The 17,528-nt window shown below is 40.7% G+C and carries 15 protein-coding genes and 1 other annotated feature; of the genes, 5 read left to right on the top strand and 10 right to left on the bottom strand.

What is annotated here, in order from left to right; all coding sequences use genetic code 11:
- Positions 1–158: 158 nt before the first annotated feature.
- Positions 159–1,667, top strand: coding sequence for an esterase/lipase family protein (locus IQ283_RS12780; RefSeq protein WP_194220528.1), 1,509 nt, complete (start codon positions 159–161; stop codon positions 1,665–1,667).
- Between the two features lie 40 nt (positions 1,668–1,707).
- Here the strand turns inward: IQ283_RS12780 and IQ283_RS12775 are convergent, their stop codons facing one another.
- The 5 genes from IQ283_RS12775 to IQ283_RS12755 all read right to left on the bottom strand — a co-directional run bounded on the left by IQ283_RS12775 (position 1,708) and on the right by IQ283_RS12755 (position 6,160).
- Positions 1,708–2,667, bottom strand: coding sequence for a siderophore ABC transporter substrate-binding protein (locus IQ283_RS12775; RefSeq protein ID WP_194220527.1), 960 nt, complete (start codon positions 2,665–2,667; stop codon positions 1,708–1,710).
- 144 nt (positions 2,668–2,811) lie between these two features.
- Complete coding sequence (locus IQ283_RS12770; RefSeq protein ID WP_194220526.1) at positions 2,812–3,570, bottom strand: ABC transporter ATP-binding protein; 759 nt, start codon at positions 3,568–3,570, stop codon at positions 2,812–2,814.
- On the bottom strand, positions 3,567–4,514 hold the full coding sequence (locus tag IQ283_RS12765) for an iron chelate uptake ABC transporter family permease subunit (protein WP_194220525.1): 948 nt from the start codon (positions 4,512–4,514) through the stop codon (positions 3,567–3,569). The genes IQ283_RS12770 and IQ283_RS12765 overlap by 4 nt, the downstream gene beginning before the upstream one ends.
- Positions 4,507–5,457: an ABC transporter permease gene (locus IQ283_RS12760; RefSeq protein WP_194220524.1), complete on the bottom strand. Its 951-nt coding sequence runs from the start codon at positions 5,455–5,457 to the stop codon at positions 4,507–4,509. The genes IQ283_RS12765 and IQ283_RS12760 overlap by 8 nt, the downstream gene beginning before the upstream one ends.
- Positions 5,458–5,644: 187 nt before the next feature.
- Entirely contained in the window at positions 5,645–6,160 is a 516-nt protein-coding gene (locus IQ283_RS12755) for a GrpB family protein (protein ID WP_194220523.1), read from the bottom strand.
- Positions 6,161–6,667: 507 nt separating this feature from the next.
- Here IQ283_RS12755 and IQ283_RS12750 point away from each other — a divergent pair.
- Positions 6,668–8,125, top strand: a complete 1,458-nt coding sequence (locus IQ283_RS12750) for an MDR family MFS transporter (RefSeq protein ID WP_276511836.1) — start codon at positions 6,668–6,670, stop codon at positions 8,123–8,125.
- A 72-nt stretch (positions 8,126–8,197) separates the two neighbouring features.
- Positions 8,198–8,767, top strand: a complete 570-nt coding sequence (locus tag IQ283_RS12745; protein ID WP_322098362.1) for a DUF3189 family protein — start codon at positions 8,198–8,200, stop codon at positions 8,765–8,767.
- A 37-nt stretch (positions 8,768–8,804) separates the two neighbouring features.
- Here IQ283_RS12745 and IQ283_RS12740 read toward each other — a convergent pair whose 3' ends face one another.
- Together IQ283_RS12740 and ppsA are read right to left on the bottom strand one after the other, a co-directional pair.
- Complete coding sequence (locus IQ283_RS12740; RefSeq protein ID WP_194220522.1) at positions 8,805–10,034, bottom strand: MFS transporter; 1,230 nt, start codon at positions 10,032–10,034, stop codon at positions 8,805–8,807.
- A 66-nt stretch (positions 10,035–10,100) separates the two neighbouring features.
- Positions 10,101–10,351 (bottom strand) — a binding site (T-box leader).
- A 45-nt stretch (positions 10,352–10,396) separates the two neighbouring features.
- A complete protein-coding gene (gene ppsA, locus IQ283_RS12735) occupies positions 10,397–12,763 on the bottom strand; it encodes a phosphoenolpyruvate synthase (RefSeq protein ID WP_194220521.1) in 2,367 nt (788 codons plus the stop codon).
- Positions 12,764–13,058: 295 nt separating this feature from the next.
- On the opposite strand from ppsA, the gene IQ283_RS12730 reads away from it, so the two are divergent.
- Both IQ283_RS12730 and ald read left to right on the top strand, forming a co-directional pair.
- Entirely contained in the window at positions 13,059–14,291 is a 1,233-nt protein-coding gene (locus tag IQ283_RS12730) for a PucR family transcriptional regulator (RefSeq protein ID WP_242057341.1), read from the top strand.
- A gap of 123 nt (positions 14,292–14,414) precedes the next feature.
- The gene (gene ald, locus IQ283_RS12725; protein WP_194220519.1) at positions 14,415–15,539 is read left to right on the top strand and encodes an alanine dehydrogenase; all 1,125 of its coding nucleotides are present in this window, start codon (positions 14,415–14,417) and stop codon (positions 15,537–15,539) included.
- Between the two features lie 155 nt (positions 15,540–15,694).
- Here the strand turns inward: ald and IQ283_RS12720 are convergent, their stop codons facing one another.
- The 3 genes from IQ283_RS12720 to IQ283_RS12715 all read right to left on the bottom strand — a co-directional run bounded on the left by IQ283_RS12720 (position 15,695) and on the right by IQ283_RS12715 (position 17,311).
- Positions 15,695–16,435: a class I SAM-dependent methyltransferase gene (locus IQ283_RS12720; RefSeq protein ID WP_194220518.1), complete on the bottom strand. Its 741-nt coding sequence runs from the start codon at positions 16,433–16,435 to the stop codon at positions 15,695–15,697.
- 310 nt (positions 16,436–16,745) lie between these two features.
- A complete protein-coding gene (locus IQ283_RS24295; RefSeq protein WP_276511854.1) occupies positions 16,746–16,880 on the bottom strand; it encodes a hypothetical protein in 135 nt (44 codons plus the stop codon).
- 182 nt (positions 16,881–17,062) lie between these two features.
- On the bottom strand, positions 17,063–17,311 hold the full coding sequence (locus IQ283_RS12715) for a hypothetical protein (RefSeq protein WP_194220517.1): 249 nt from the start codon (positions 17,309–17,311) through the stop codon (positions 17,063–17,065).
- Positions 17,312–17,528: the final 217 nt, after the last annotated feature.

Raw genomic sequence — 17,528 nt, 5'->3', positions numbered from 1 at the left:
TTAGAAGAACTTTCTAGAAACCCGTCGAATGAACAGCGATTGCCGTACTATTGACCTATAATCCAACTAAGAAAGTTAGTGAAAACGCTCCTTGTTTAATAAACTGAATATTCTTATAGTTGAAGAAGTATAAGACTCATTTCAAATAGGAGGGTTTTATGAAGAAATGGTTGGTGTCACTATTGGTGATGATCTTCTTGCTCGCCCCCCCTTTCGCTCAGGACGCACAAGCCGGCATTATCGGAAAAGGTGATGCAACTGGTACACCCGGCGAATGGTACATTGGCGATGAACCCACGACCGTCAAGCCCGGCTCTCTTCCACTCGTATTTGTCCACGGCTTAAACAGCTCGTCGAACACCTGGATTGATCAAAACGATATGGATGAACTTACATACAACAAGAACTACCAAACGGCTTTCATTGATTTATACCCTACGAAAAACATGTGGGACAACGGACAGCTGCTTGCTAACAAACTAGCAGAGATCAACACATACTTTGGGAAGAAAGTGATTCTTGTTACCCACAGCAAAGGCGGGGTTGATGCACAGGCTGCCATCGTTCATGCAAATGCGCAGCAATATGTTGATAAAGTCATTACGCTCTCCACCCCACACAAAGGTTCACAGCTAGCTGATCTTGCCCACAGCAGCTGGGCGGGGTGGTTAGCTGCGATTATCGGAAATCGAAATGACGCCACTTATTCGCTTCAGACAGGCTATATGAGCTATTTCCGCTCCGTTACCGATTCAACACCGAACATTTCATCCACACCATACTACACGTTTGGAGGAACTAGTTGGGGGAATTTCGGTGGCGCGCTCTACTGGGGCGGTTTGTATTTACGACAATATGGCTCAAATGATGGCGCCGTTACGGTGAACAGTTCGAGACTTCCCTATGGAAATGAGATTCGCATTGGGAATTGGGATCACTCATCCATTCGAACTGGAGGCGCTACGTTTAACTTATTTGAACCTTACTTAACACAGTCGATCCCTGCCTTTGCCCCGCTTACTTCTATCAATGAAACGGCAGCTTCTGATGAAGCTAATGTCCTCATTCGAGGTGGTGAATTTAAAGGAACGCAAGTGGAAAAGTTTGATGTAGAAGAAGATACGAAAAGCATTTCACTCGATTGGATGAGTCAAAACGAGGATTCGGTGATCACCCTTCAAGGGCCCGATCAGAAAACGTATCCGGTGACAGCCACCTCTCAAGATGAGGAGATGTTTGAAGGAGCGTTTCATCATCAGTTGAAAATAGATCTCCCTAAAGCAGGCAAATGGAAACTAAAAGTAAAGCAATCAAAGAAAGAAAGTTACGTAATGCAAGTTGCTTATGAAAGCGAACTAAATCAAGAGCTCCAACTGAAGAGCTCTGCAAAAGAAGTGAAGCTGAATATCGACGAAAACAACGTAGTGAAAGATTCAATCGAAGGAGATATTGTGATTCAATATAGTAAAAATAGAAAAACGAAACAAAAGAAAGTGTCTCAGGAAAAATTGAGTGCTCAAAAGTCCTTTCCTATTAAAAATGCTGGTGAAGGCGTTTATCACATCACGCTTGATGTGAACGGTCATACTAAAAAAGGAGCTTCATTTGAGCGGACAATTCTTCATACGGTTTACATTGATGCGGATGGTAAGGTGTATCAGCCTTAATCAAAAAACCCCCTTCGAACGTTCGAAGGGGGCTTTCATGTTACTCGATTCCTTTTTTAATCTCGCTAACCATTTCTGTCACTGACTCCAGTCCGCCACCAGATAAATACCAGTAGTTCGGATCTAAATAAACGATGTGATCATTCTTATAAGCATCTGTATTTTTCACAAGTTCATTTTCAATTACTTCCTTTGCAGACGTTTCGCCACCATCTACAACAGCGTCACGATCAACAACGAAAAGATACCCAGGGTTCTTTTCTGCAATGTATTCGAATGAAATACTTTGTCCATGCGTCGATGCTTCAAGATTTGCATCCGCTTCAGGTAACCCTAACACATCGTGAATGAGTCCAAACCTTGACCCAGCTCCGTAAGCACTTACCTTACCACCAGTCACGAGTGTAATTAATCCTTTTTCATCTAAAGAAGATGTAAGATCCTGAACAGATGAAATTTCTTCATCAATTTTCGCTAATTCTTCTTCCGCTTCTGCTTCTTTCCCAAAAATCTCACCAAGCGTTGTGACATTCTTTTTGAATGAAGGGATATAGTCTGTTGTATCGACTCCCATATAAATCGTTGGTGCAATCTTACTTAATTCTTCATAGGCATCCGACTGTCTGCCTGAAATGATAATTAACCCGGGGTTCATTTCTGCGATTTGTTCAAAATCTGGTTCCTTCAAACCGCCAGCGTTTTCGTATGTATCTGCTTCATATTTTGAAAGGTAAGATGGAATATTAGCTTGCGGAACACCCGCTACCTCTACACCCAGTTTATCGAGAGTATCTAGTGTACCAAAATCAAAGACAACAACATTCTCAGGATTTTTTTGAACCGTTGTTTCTCCAAGGTCGTGCTTCACGGTTACTTCTTCTGTTTCTGATGATCCCTTCGCTTCTGCATTTACTTCTGTTGCTTCCGAATTATTCGTACCGCATGCAGATACGATTAGTGCTAGAGCTGATAGAGCTAAAACCAAAATCCATTTCCTCATTATTCTTCTCCCCTTATCCCTTTTTTGAAGTGTAGATAGAATTGATATCAATTCTCAATTATTTACAATAAAAAAGAATGACCAGAATCATTTAACTTAATGATAATGATTATCAGTATCATTTGTCAATATGAATTTTGAATTTTATGAGAAATAAATTCCAATACGGTGATCACCATATTGTTCAATAGGAATATGCATATCATAAATTTCTTGCAGTACTTCTGTCGTAATCATCTCTTCGGTTCGCCCTTCTCTTATTAGCGATCCATTTTTAAGTGCAACGATTTGGTCTGAGTAAACCGATGCGAAGTTAATATCGTGAATTACGATTAAGACGGTTTTCCCCAATTCATCAGCCAGGCGTCTTAATACCTTCATAATTTGAACAGAATGCTTCATATCAAGATTATTTAACGGTTCATCAAGAATGATGTATTCCGTATTCTGTGCAATAACCATGGCAATAAAAGCCCGCTGCTTCTGACCACCGCTTAAATGATCAATAAATTGATCTTGGATTTCTTCCAACTCCATATAGCGAATCGCTTCATCTACATACGCCCAGTCCTCTTTCGTTAATCGTCCCTGGGAATAAGGAAAACGACCGAATGAAACCAATTCACGTACTTTTAACCGAACGTTTAGCTCATTAGATTGTTTCAATATCGAGATTTTCTTTGCAAGCTCATTGCTTTTCGTTTTTGTAACGTCACTCCCATCGATGTAAACTTCTCCTTCATCACACGAAAGCAAGCGACTCACCATTGAGATTAGCGTACTTTTTCCTGCTCCGTTTGGACCGATAAAGGAAGTGATCGTCCCTTTTTGAACAGTGAGTGAGACGTTTTGAACAACTTTTTTCTTACCATATGATTTTGAGACATTTTTGATTTCAATCATGATTTCCTCTCCTTCAGTAGAAGATAAATAAAGTACACACCGCCAATAAAATTAATAATGACGCTGATCGATGTTGAGAACGTAAAAACGCGTTCGACGATAAGCTGTCCTCCGACTAAAGCAATCACGCTCATAAAAATTGATCCTGATATGAGATAGCTATGTCGATACGTCTTAAGAAACTCATGTGCCACATTGACTACGAGTAGTCCGAGAAACGTAATTGGGCCAACTAGTGCGGTCGAAATCGAGACGAGAATCGAAATGACAATTAACAATCGTTTCACGATGTGATCATAATTAACGCCTAGATTCACAGCGTGATCACGCCCTAGTGATAGCACATCCAAGTACTTTATGTATTTCCAGGCATAAACCAATACAATGACGAAAGCAGCAATCGATACAAGTAAGACATCTGTGTTCACATTATTGAAGCTCGCAAACATTCGATCCTGTACAACCTGAAATTCATTCGGATCGATCAACATTTCCATGAACGATGAGAGACTTCCAAATAGTGTACCGAAGATTAACCCAATTAAAAGCAGGAAGTAGATATTCTGACCTTCTTTTCGAAATAGCAGCTTAAATAATAGACTTGCGAACACCATCATTAAGACAACTGACAAAAGAAAATTAATATTTTTATTTAAGATTAAAATGTTCATTGATCCAAACAAGAAGACAATGACGGTTTGAATGAGCATATAGAGAGAATCAAGCCCAATAATGCTAGGTGTTAGAATTCGGTTATTTGTAATTGTCTGAAAGATAACCGTAGAGAATGCAATGGCACTTCCTGTTACAATAATAGCCACAATCTTGATTGCACGCCTCGGCAAAATATAGCCTACATTTCCTCCCAGGTCGATCAATAGAAACGCGCTAATGAGCAGCAAACTTAGCACAAAAAGGAGACTGTTTTTCATACGTTTAGACATAAGCTCTTCTCCTTAACAACAAGTAAATAAATAGAATACTTCCGATGACGCCAACCATCAAACCAATCGATATTTCATAAGGATAGATAATCAATCGCCCAAGAATATCACAGATTAACACAAATACTGCGCCCATCATGGCAGTTGGAAACAGATTCGCTTTCAGATTATCCCCCATCATGATCGAGACGATATTAGGGATAATCAAACCGAGAAATGGAATGGCTCCTACTGTTAACATGACAACGGTTGTCACCAAAGCAACGATAACGAGTCCGATGTTAACAATCTGTTTATACTTTAAGCCAAGATTAACTGAGAAGTCTTCACCCATTCCAGCAATCGTAAATCGATTGGCGTAAATGTAGGCGATGATAAGTCCTGGAACGCTTATGTATAATAGTTCATACTGTCCTTTTAATACGACTGAGAAATCCCCCTGCAGCCATGAACCGATGCTCTGCATTAAATCATACTTATACGCGAAAAACGTAGTAATTGACCCCAGGACATTCCCAAACATCAACCCTACTAGTGGAATGAAGATCGCATCCTTATATTTCACTCGATCGAGCACCTTCATAAAAAGGAACGTACCCGCTAAAGCGAACAGAAACGAAATCATCATTTTTTGCATTAAGCTAGCGGAGGAAAATAAGATAAGGGAAACGAGAATCCCAAGTCTAGCAGCATCCATCGTACCCGCCGTTGTTGGAGAGACAAACTTATTACGACTAAGCTGCTGCATAATAAGTCCACAAATACTCATACTGGCTCCGGCAATAATAATACTAACGAGACGCGGAACTCGACTAATCCAGAACACCTGACTCTGCTCCTCCGTGAAATTAAATACCTCGAGTGGTGACATGCTTTTGACCCCAATAAACAGGGATATAAAGGATAATAAAATAAATAAACTAATTAAGTATCTTTTCTTCATCTCACTCTTCCCTTTACTAGATTTGGCTAAATTCTATTACCATACGCATCTAATTTATAATGATAATCATTATCACTGTGTCGCGCAACCTATTTATGTCTTTTCATTAGAAATAAATAAACATAAAAAAGAGAGAATAGCAGCCAATTTTATAGCTCGCTTTCTCTCTTTCTTTCAGTAACCTATCTTATTTTGATGCATACCAATCGAGCGCTTTCTCTTCTATTTCTTTTACAAGTGAATCCTTTCCATCGATATAAGCTTCCATATCCTCAGGATATCGCATCGCAAGCTCAGCCTTTGTCTGTCCGTATTGCAAGCGATCACTCCGATGTTCCATTAAGTAGTCTCGAAATGCCAGGTGACGATCAATGTCCTGATTTCCTAATTCATATAGATGAACATGATGAGAGCGCTGATCTCCACCCTTTCGAAAGAAACGGCGGCCAGTCAGTCCATTTTCACCAAGTGCTTCATATCCAAGTTCTTTCATGTACTCATTTTTTTGATCCACTAGACTAAGATCTTTCACAACTGGCATGATATCGATCACAGGCTTCGCTTTCAACCCTTCAACCGCGGTGCTTCCAATATGATGAACCTCAATCATATTATCGCCATATACGCGTTCAAGCTTCTGAGCTTCTAACAAAAAGAGCTCACGCCATATCTCATTAAACTCCTGAACTTCTACTTTCCTCATTGTGCTCACCTCAATTAGTTTGAATTTAGTCTCGCATTCTAATTAACGCTACTCACAGACCCTCTACGCTAAAAGTTCTGCTAGAAAGATCCGATCTCTTAATTTCAACGGGCTCGAAATCCTGGAAAGTGGTCCGCACCTCTCTTCCGTAAACACAAGCCACCCCTGTAGACTTCTAGATCGGAGAGGGGGAACCTCCAAAAAATATACGAGAGCTTGCCCACGGGAGTTTTATTGGCTAAATTCAAGATTTATTGGCCAGATTGCGGTTTTATTAGCCAAAATTGAAATATATTGGCCAAAATCCAAGTTTATTTGCTAACTAGAATCATTACACCTAATTATACCATTATATGGAACAAATACCTCTCCACCTTAATGAAATTTTTACAATCAAGACGTTTGTAACGAGACGATGATGAGAGTATAATTTGATAATTGATTGAGGGGAAAACTACTTAACTACTACTAATGAAAATGATAAAAAATTGCGAGAGGAGTCCTATCGTGAGCACCAAACCTTATAATAAAGTGTTAATTGCGACGCTTCTGCTAGCTGGAGCGTTTATTACAATTTTAAACCAAACTCTTATGATTACGGCGATTCCACCGATCATGGAGGAAATGAACATTACCGCGAATACAGCACAATGGCTGACGACAGTCTTTATGCTTGTGAATGGAATCATGATACCGATCAGTGCTTTTCTTCTTGAACGATTTACAACGAGACAGCTTTTTATTTCCGCGATGAGTATTTTCTCAGTGGGAACGGTGATTGGCGGATTCGCGCCGAACTTTGGCGTGTTGTTAATTGGGCGTGTCATTCAATCCGCCGGCGCTGGGGTCATGATGCCGCTTATGCAAACCGTCTTTCTGATGATTTTTCCAGTGAACAAGCGAGGCGCTGCAATGGGTTACATCGGGCTCGTGATTTCATTCGCACCCGCCATCGGTCCCGCGTTATCCGGTTGGATTACAGCTGCCTATTCATGGCGCATACTCTTTTGGTCAATGCTGCCGCTCGCGATTATGATTATTGCCGTTGCCTATTTCGTTATGAAAAATGTGACAGAGCTCACGTTTCCAAAAGTCGATCCGATCTCCATTATTCTTTCATCGATCGGCTTCGGCGGATTGCTTTATGCGTTCACGAGTGCAGGGAACATAGGCTGGGGCAGCATGAGAACGATTGTTGTTCTTATCGTTGGTGTCGTCACGCTGACGATTTTCATATTAAGACAGCTACGTCTTTCACAGCCGATGCTCGAGTTTCGAGTGTTTAAAGATAAGATTTTCACCATTACGACCATCATCGGGATGATGATGTTTCTTGGGTTAATCGGCTCAGAAACGTTGATCCCACTATATATGCAAAACATGAGAGACTTTACCGCATTTGAGTCCGGACTTGTCCTACTTCCTGGGGCCGTTATTACAGCGTTTATGTCTCCGATTACAGGACGGATTTTTGATAAAATCGGTGCGCGTCTCCTTGCAATTGTTGGTTTAACAATAGTAACTGGCGCAACGCTCGGCTTCTCATTTCTCGACACATCGACTACCATTACGTTCTTAACGGTGATGTATGCGATTCGTATGTTTGGTTTATCGATGGTCATGATGCCGGTCACAACGGCTGGATTGAATCAAATGCCGAAACACCTTATTCCACACGGGGCTGCCATGAATAATACAATGCGACAGATTGCGGCTTCAGTCGGAACGGCGATCCTAGTGACGGTCATGACAACGACCGCTCAAACGGCTCAGCAGCAGCCATCGATCTCAAGGCCAGATATTTATGGCGTAAATATCGCATTTCTCGTCATTCTTGCTCTCACGATTGTGGCGCTTGTGCTTTCGTTTTTTGTGAAAAAGAACGCGCCTCAACAAGAATACAAGCAATCGAATGAAGCTCCGGTTACGAACAACCGGAATCAGCCTAAGTCTGTTAATGCTTAAACGAACATTTTTCATTCAACCGTTCAGTCATTTGACTGAGCGGTTTTTATAATTGAAAGGTGGATTACAGGATTGTTTCCCGTTAATCAGGTAATACTTGTTAGTAAATTCAATTACAGGGATGAGCATATGATTTACATTTATCATGACTACGGTGGAACACACACCACATCAATAGCTGCAGCGTTTCATTTACATCTTTTAAAGCCCTCTTCTCTTCCTTTAACGAGTGAAGAAGTTCTTGCCGTGCCCTTTTTTAACAAATTAACGAAAAAGGACGCCGGACGTCTCCTTTTCCACGGACGGGATTCAGATGGCCATAAAGTTTATACAATCGGTAAAAAATCGTCGAAACTGATTGTGCCCGCTTTATATGATATGACTTTAATGCTATTTGACCATTTTCAAGTAGACGATCAGATTATCCTCTCAAACACGTCACCAACCGTACCGTTTGTTATGTCAATTGGGGGCGGTCTTTCTCGAGGGCTTGGCATCGATACTCTCGGAGTACCGCTTCTCATCAAAGGGACTAAAAAGTGCAGTCCGCTCATTTATGATCTCGTTGTGCATACGAAAAAACAAGCTCTCCAAACGACGGAAAAAGTGCTCCTACTCGAGAATCAGCATTTTAAGATTTAGAAAGTTTCCCTTGTAGCGCATTGAACCATCGTTTGGTTCAACGCGCACTTTTCAGTCTGGGGGTTTTCCAGGCTTTCATCGGAATGAGTAAATGCACAAAAACTACGATCGCAATTACTACCATCACCAGAACACCCGCAGTAACACTAAAGCGAATGGAAACAAACTCTGCCATAGCTCCACATGCGACCGTCACAATGATAATGACAATGGCCTCCGCAACCCCAAACAAACTCACAATTCGTCCCATCACCTCAACAGGAATATGCTCTTGATAAAACGTAAGAAAGCCTGTATTTGCAAATGCGAGTGAGAACGAGAGAATAAAGCAGCCAACTGCCGCCATTGTCATACCAGAAGAAGTCGCAAATACCACATAACCTAAAGCTAATAAAAGAGATCCTGCTCCCATCAACATCGATGTAGAAAGCCTTTTTACAAGGAACGTATTCATAACGGCACCTACCAGTATGCCCCCTCCAGCAATACTAACGAGAAACCCATACTCGGTGTTCGATAAATTCAGCACGTCTTTCGAAAACGCTGCTTCAAGAGAATCCACACCCGCGGTCATCACGATAACGGCACTAAACAGAAAGTAAATGATAACGACGGAACGAAACTTTTTACTAAACTCATAAACAATTCGCCAGTCTTCTCTTAATTGCTTGAATGTAAAAGTTGTGGTTTCTTTTGCTTTGAATGACTCAAGGTTTGGTAATAAAAGAATCAGAAATCCAGCGAGCATCAAAGCAATCGCATTAACATAAATTGCTGTCACAGGTGTACTAATGATAAAAAGAAATCCAGCAATCGCAGGCCCTATGACAAAAGCGCCTGAATCCATTAAACTTCGAAATGAATTGAATTGTTTTCTTTCATGAATAGGAACAAGCTTTGTCATGTAAATAATTGATGCCGGATGGTACAGGGCATGCCCCATATTCACAACTAGAACGAGACAGTAAACCCACCACAGCGAAGTAACTAAAGGTAGTATCGAAAGAATCATCGCTTGAAACAAGAGCAACGAGGTCATGAACTTTCGTTTATTTACCCGGTCAACGATGCTACCTGACCATCCGTTTGTGAGAAGCGTTGCGAGCGGTTTTAGTAAATAAAGACCTGTTACCGCAAGAGCTGATCCAGTTTGATTAAAGATCATTAAATTAATAGCAATGTGATAGACCCATTCCCCAATATTCGCCATACCCGTACTGGCAAGGAAGATGATTTGACTCTTTTTGTTTCGTTTCCCTTTCTTCATTTACATCAGCTCCGATCGCGATAAGTTTTTAACCAATAAAAAAACCTCACCCCCAGGACGTATAGTCCCGGGGGCGAGATTGCTTATCGCGGTGCCACCCCGGTTCAGTCATGTGTCGCCACATGACTCTTATCAGGTACGGCAGAAGCTGCTTATACCATAGCTCGTTAACGGGAGCTCCCGTTACACCATCCCCACGTTCGGTTCCGATGTACAGCTCAGAGGTTTGGTTCAATCATGTTACCTTCACTCCTTTTCAGCTACCGGAGCTCTCTGTGTAAGGTCGCATCATCTACTCTTCTCATCATCGCACTTGATTTTGTTATATAATACCAGTACGGCTACACCTTGTAAATGCTTATTTACAAGCCTCTTATTTTATTTAAAATCATTCGCTGCTCCACAGACGCAACCGACCTTCTAGTCGCTGCCACCGTGTCTGGATTAATGCTCACGCTATCAATTCCTTCTTTAATGAGGAACTCAGTGAATTCAGGGTAAGTCGACGGCCCCTGTCCACAAATCGAGACGGTTTTGCCATACTTATGCGCCCCGTGAATCAGCTGTTTAATCGCTCGTTTTACAGAAGGGTTGCGCTCATCAAAGTAGCCCATGCTGTTTAAAATACCAGAATCACGGTCAGATCCTAGAATAAGCTGTGTTAAATCATTGCTTCCAATGCTGAAGCCATCCACAAGCTGCGCGAATTCCTCCGCTTCAAAAATGACAGACGGCACTTCCGCCATAATCCAAATTTTGAATTCCTGATTTTGAATCAACCCTTCTTCTGCCATGATTTTCTTCACTTTCTCAACTTCCCACGTTGTCCGAACGAATGGAAGCATTGTCCAAACGTTAATTAAGCCGTACTCATCACGAACTTTTTTAATCGCTCGACATTCTAGACGAAAGCCTTCTTCGTACTGTGGGGAAATATAGCGTGAGACGCCGCGCCAGCCGATCATCGGATTCGCTTCAACTGGCTCTACTTCATCTCCACCAATGAGTCCACGAAATTCATTTGAGCGGAAGTCACTCAAGCGAACAACCATTGGCTTTGGATAGATATCCTGGGCCACCTTTGTTATTCCTTCGGACATTTTTTCAATAAACATCTCTTCCTGTCCGGTTTTTAGCAAATGCATCGGGTGAATACCGATATTTGAAAAAATAAATTCCGTTCGCATTAAGCCAATGCCGTCAAACGGCAGATGTTTGTATTTGTTGATCAGATCTGGCTCTCCAAGATTCATATAAACTTTTGTTCCTGTAATCGGTGCAAGCTGATGAAGAAGTGCTTCATTGAATCCTTCAGTGCTGTTCGTCACTTCATTGGCCGGTTCTTTCTTTTTCACTTGTTCAGTTTCTTTTAGAAGTCCTTCATATACTACTCCACGCGTCGCATCAACCGTTACTTCCATTCCATCCATTAACACATCTGTCGCAATCGAAGATCCAACAATACAAGGAATCCCAAACTCACGTGAAACAATAGCCGCGTGACACGTACGCCCGCCTTCATCCGTAACGAGCGCTGCCGCTTTTTTCATAGCAGGAATCATATCCGGATTTGTCATAATGGTCACTAGAATATCGCCTTCTTGTACAAGAGAAACTTCACTAATATCTTTGATCTTGCGGACTTTTCCACTAGCAGACCCAGGAGAGGCAGCTAATCCTCGAACAAGCATCTTCTTTGGCGTTTCTACCTTTTCAACCACTTTTGTTTCCTCCTCTTTTAGTGTTGTTATTGGACGAGCTTGCAGAATGTAAAGTTCATTTGTTTGGCAATCAAGGCCCCACTCAATATCCTGAGGTGTTTGATAAAGTTCTTCAATTCGAACAGCGTCACGAGAAAGTTGCGCGATTTCAGCTTGCGTTAAGCATTGTTGGTTCACATGTTCCTCACTTAAATATTCTTTCACCGCAACCGTATCCGTTCCGATTGCGTTGGCTTTCTTTACGACAAGCACTTTCTTTTCGGCTACGTGCTTTTCGATTAATTTGAACGTTCTCTTATCGACAATGTATTCGTCTGGTGAAACCATCCCTGATACAACCGCTTCACCAAGTCCCCAGCTCGCATTAATCATCATCTGTTCGCGTTCACCTGTAATTGGATTCGCTGTAAAAATAACGCCTGATTTTTCACTATTCACCATCAGTTGTACGACCGCACAAAGAGAGACATCGAAATGGTTGAACTGCTGTTTTTCGCGATAGTAAATGGCTCGTGATGTCCAGAGCGACGCCCAGCACTTCTTAATGTGATAAAGAAGCTCTGTGATTCCGGAAATCTCAAGATATGTATCTTGCTGACCTGCAAAAGAAGCTTCCGGAAGATCTTCAGCCGTCGCCGAGCTTCGAACGGCAACGAACGGATCCGTGACGTTAAGATCCTCACTAAACGCTGCATAGGCATTTCGGATCTCTACTTCAAGAGATTCAAGCATATCTGTCTGTAGAATCCATTCCCTTATCTCAGCACTCACCTCATTAAGCTGATCGTTATTTTCATAATCAAGCGTCTTCATTTTTTGAAGAATCGACTGATCAAGTTCTCGTTCAGAGATAAACGTGGCATACGCTTCAGCTGTTACACAAAAACCAGGCGGTACGTGTACACCGCTCTGCGTAAGCTCTCCAAGATTTGCTCCCTTACCACCGACAAGAGCAATATCCTCTTTTCTTATTTCATGAAACCATCGAATCGCACTTTGCTCCACCATTTATCCAACGCCTCCCTACTAGATTCGATTATTAGAATAACACATTAATTTAATTATGTCATACTATTTATTTTAAAAGATTAATAATGATGAACTTATAGGTTGATAGGTTCTTATTTTCCTCATTTTTTCTCACCTCACCTATGATACGATTCCACTTTCCTTTGTGAATCCTAACAATTTCTTAACTTCTCTTTGTGAAATCCCACAAAGGTGTTCATTTTCTTGTATACTCTAATCAGAAGTAATGAATGTAAGGACATCGTTTACGAGTTATAAGAAAGGAGTGGTAGAATTGCATACCGATCAAGAACGTCATAACCCTTTTCAGGGGCCATTCCGTTCGTTAGAAGATTTAGCTGACTGCATTCGAGAAAACCTTGGCTGCCCCGTCACGATTGAAGATTCAGATCATCGCATTCTAGCGTATAGTTCACACGATGAAAATGTGGACCCTGCTCGTATTGCCACCATCATGAAACGAAAAGTTCCAGAAGATGTGATCAAAAGTCTATGGAAAAAAGGCATTATCCCTCAGCTATTTGAGAGTGATGATCCGGTTATTATTCCGGCGATCCCAGAAGTTGGGCTCGGACAAAGAGTGGCGATATCGGTTCGAAAAAACGAAGAACTTCTCGGCTTTATTTGGGCTCAGCTTAATTGGGAAGTAGAGCAAGAAGAATTAGCGCTTCTAAAAAAAGCGGCTAAGGTCGTTAAAAATCAAATTCTCAAACTTGAAATAAAGAAGCGACATTCAGAGGAAGGCCATCGCGAGTTTTTCTGGAAACTGCTTACGGGACATTATACAAAAGAAGCAAATATACTGGATCAAGCCTCCACCTACCAAATTAAGCTAAAGGGTGAAATGGCAATCGTTGTCTTTGAGTTTAATGATGAAATTCAACAATCGCTTGAACGCCATATGAACTATTACATTCAGGCTTCTCACCAAATCGAATTAATTTATAGTACGCTGGATCAGAATCAGCTCATTCTGCTCGTTCGACCAACAGATCAAAAAAACACGGCAGAGCAGCTATCAGAATTTGTACAGGTGTTTGTTGAGAAAATTAGTAATCGCCTTGGTGTCGATACACTAAAAGGCGGGGCTGGTACGCTCTACCAAAGTCCTCTTTCCATTAAAGACAGCTATCGTGAAGCACTTCATGTGTTATCCATTAAAGAACGATTCAAGCGTGAAGTAATGTCGATTTATAGCTATCAAAACCTTGGGATCTATCAGTTTATTGATCTTCTCTATAAAGAGCGCAAGCATTATCAAAACAGTTATATTGAGAAGCTCAAGCAGTACGATGCGATTAATCACACTCAGCTACTAGAAACGTTAGAAGTGTATTTGCAGCACGATAGCAACGTGAAGGCCGCGGCTCACGTTCTCCACGTTCATACAAATACGTTAAACTATCGGTTAAAACGCATCACTGATGTGGCAAATCTTGATTTAAAAGACGCTAATCAAAAAGTCACGCTCTATCTCGATTTAAAAATAGAACAAATGAAATCATAGGGTGTTTGTGTAATTACACAAACACCCCCTTTTATTTTCTTTTATTTACACAATGTGAAATCCATATATGGCGTCTATAATCGTAGGTAATTGATCATTAATTAAGGCTAAGGGGATGAAATGATGTATATTGGTATTCCAAAGGAAATTAAAAACAATGAAAATCGCGTAGCGATTACTCCAGCAGGTGTCATCGCACTAACAAAGGCTGGTCATCACGTAACAGTTGAAACTGAGGCAGGAATTGGAAGCGGTTTCGAGGATATCGACTATCGCGAAGCAGGCGCCACAATTGCGACAGATGTAGCCGTTGTTTGGAATCAAGAAATGGTGATGAAAGTAAAAGAACCACTTTCTTCTGAATATACTTATTTCCGTGAAGGACTCATTCTCTTCACTTATCTACATTTAGCAGCTGAGCCTGAACTAACAAAAGCTCTTAAAGATAGCGGCGTAACAGCGATCGCGTACGAAACAGTTGTCGATCGTGGAACATTGCCACTTCTTACACCAATGAGTGAAGTGGCAGGGCGCATGGCTTCTCAAATCGGTGCACAAATTCTCGAAAAGCCTAAAGGCGGAAAAGGCATTTTGCTTGGCGGCGTTCCAGGAGTGAAGCGTGGCAAGGTTACCATTATCGGCGGTGGCGTTGTAGGTACAAACGCAGCGAAAATCGCGATGGGTCTTGGCGCAGATGTGACGATTCTTGACTTAAGCGCTGAGCGCCTTCGTCAGCTTGATGATATTTTCGGAAATGCGATTAATACGCTAATGTCTAACCCACTAAACATCGCACAAGCTGTTAAAGAAGCGGATCTTGTAGTTGGAGCCGTACTCATTCCAGGAGCAAAAGCTCCGAAGCTTGTAACAGAAGAAATGGTGAAAAGCATGGCACCTGGATCTGTTCTTGTCGATGTTGCGATTGACCAGGGCGGAATCATTGAAACAGTTGATCACATTACAACGCATGATAACCCAACTTACGAAATGCACGGTGTGGTTCATTATGCCGTAGCGAACATGCCTGGCGCAGTTCCAAGAACATCAACAATCGCACTAACAAACGTAACGATTCCATACGCGATCCAAATCGCTAATAAAGGCGTAACGGCTGCGATCCAAAACAATCCTGCACTAGAAAAAGGATTGAACGTAGCAAACGGAGCGATTACTTACGAAGCCGTGGCAAGTGATCTTGGCTATGACTATGTTTCAGCAAACGATGCTTTGCTTGGCACGCATGCTTAAACCGTTAAATTGTAAAAGGGGAACTCCAATGAGAATGGAGTTCCCCTTTTTTTCATTCAATTAAAGCTGCGAAATAACGAAACAGAGGACAAAATCTATTAATGTTGAATTCCCCCTATTATGAAAAATAAATTCTCCTTAATGAGGAAATCGAATTACTTGATTGTTTTTTCGGCTGAGATTAATAAAAACATGGGTCTTCGGGTCTCATCTTTCATTTCAGGAACGCTTTTCAGCATTTCATTTGAAGGAACGGATTCATTAACTGCTCTTATAATAAATCCAGTGTCAATTAAGTCATTTATATATGAGGAAATCGTACGATGGTATTTCGTTACATTTTCAGTTAAGAATGTTGTTTCACGAACTCCTTCTACTTGATAGTTGTCGACTGGCCAATGCAGACGTTTACCCTGTTTATTGTAATACCAATCTTGTTCATCACGAGAAGTGAATATAGGATGTTCAACTGAAAAAACGAAAGAGCCTTCAGGCTTTAAACAGTCATATACCTTTTTACTGATTGATTTGAATGACTTAATATAGTGCAACGCCAATGAACTAATCACCACATTAAATTGCGAGTCTTGGAAATGAATATCTTCTATCGGCATTTTAATATAAGTAATGAAAGGATCATCCGTCATTTCACGGGCTTTTCGAAGCATTTTATCAGATAGATCCACTCCAGTAACCGAACTTGCTCCTTGTTCACGAGCGTAAAGGCAATGCCATCCAAAACCGCATCCCAAATCCAGTACATTACTATTTCTCATTTCCGGTAAAAGCTTTTCTAATATATGCCATTCTCCAGCCCCTTCAAGTCCTTTAACTGAACGAGGCATTTTTTCATACGCATTAAAGAAATTTTGATCATCATATTTATTTTGCTTCATTATGATTACACTCCTATTTTTAAGATAGCCTTCCTAAAATCATTAAAACAAATACCTATTTCAGGAAGGCTAAACGTCTTCTTCTTACCATTTCTTTCACCCCGTTATTTAATATCCCAGTGTACTCCTTAAAATCCTTCGTACTTACTTAACCAAATTCCTTTAAATAGCAACGATTAGTGAAGATCATTCTTCAACGTAACGTTGATTTGTTATATCAGAATTGCACTCGATTGCAAAAGAGTTCGAAAGAAAACTTTTCATAAGAAAAACATAGTAAGAATTTAATCTCCCTATGTTTTCCATAACATTATTTATCTGTCTGTTTTTGCTTCTTTTTTAAATACTCCGCACGCATTTTTTCAAGATGCTTCTTTTTATCAAATTTAGCAGTCGGCTGTTTCTCATGAAACTTTGTCACAGCTACCTTACTTTTGTGATCCAATTGATATCTTCCCACTTTGTTCACCACTTTTCTTCTTTTACAAGAGAATCTATTCAACAATATAATATACCTTATTTTTCAGCAGTAATCTTTATTTTGAACACTTATTTCACAAAAAAGTGTCCTTCTACTTCTTAAGAACATCCTTCGAGATACTTGAATACGATAGGAAATTTGATCACTCAGATACTATTTAATACATTTATTACCCAATAGGTAAACATGAATCCTAGGATTGTATTTATTACTCCCAAAATCATAATGATCTTACCTTGATTACCAACTTCGTAATCTCTTTTTAGCACCAAGCCAAGAAAAAAAGCAAAGGGACCAAATACTAACGGACTGAATAGATAAGGTAAAAATGCTGAAATCCAACTTATTGTTAGAAGTATCCACTTTCCAGTTTTCTGTTTTTGTTCTCCCTCCAAGAATAAATCCCCCTCAATGTCTTTGAACGAAACTCTGTTATTCCGTTATCTTGTTCAAAATTCTTATACCCATTATTTCAAATGAAACTATATAACTTAATCTTCAATCCTCGAAAAGGAGCCACCTTATTACAGATAAACTCCGAGAATGTTCCATACCGTTTTAATGCTTATCCATTCAACTCATCGTGATTAGTTTCTAAATACCAATTTGGGA

Source organism: Pseudalkalibacillus hwajinpoensis (genome assembly GCF_015234585.1).
GTDB classification, from domain to species: Bacteria; Bacillota; Bacilli; order Bacillales; family Guptibacillaceae; genus Guptibacillus; species Guptibacillus hwajinpoensis_B.
The sequence above is the reverse complement of the archived record's forward strand: the minus strand, read 5'-3'. Positions and strand labels throughout refer to the sequence as shown.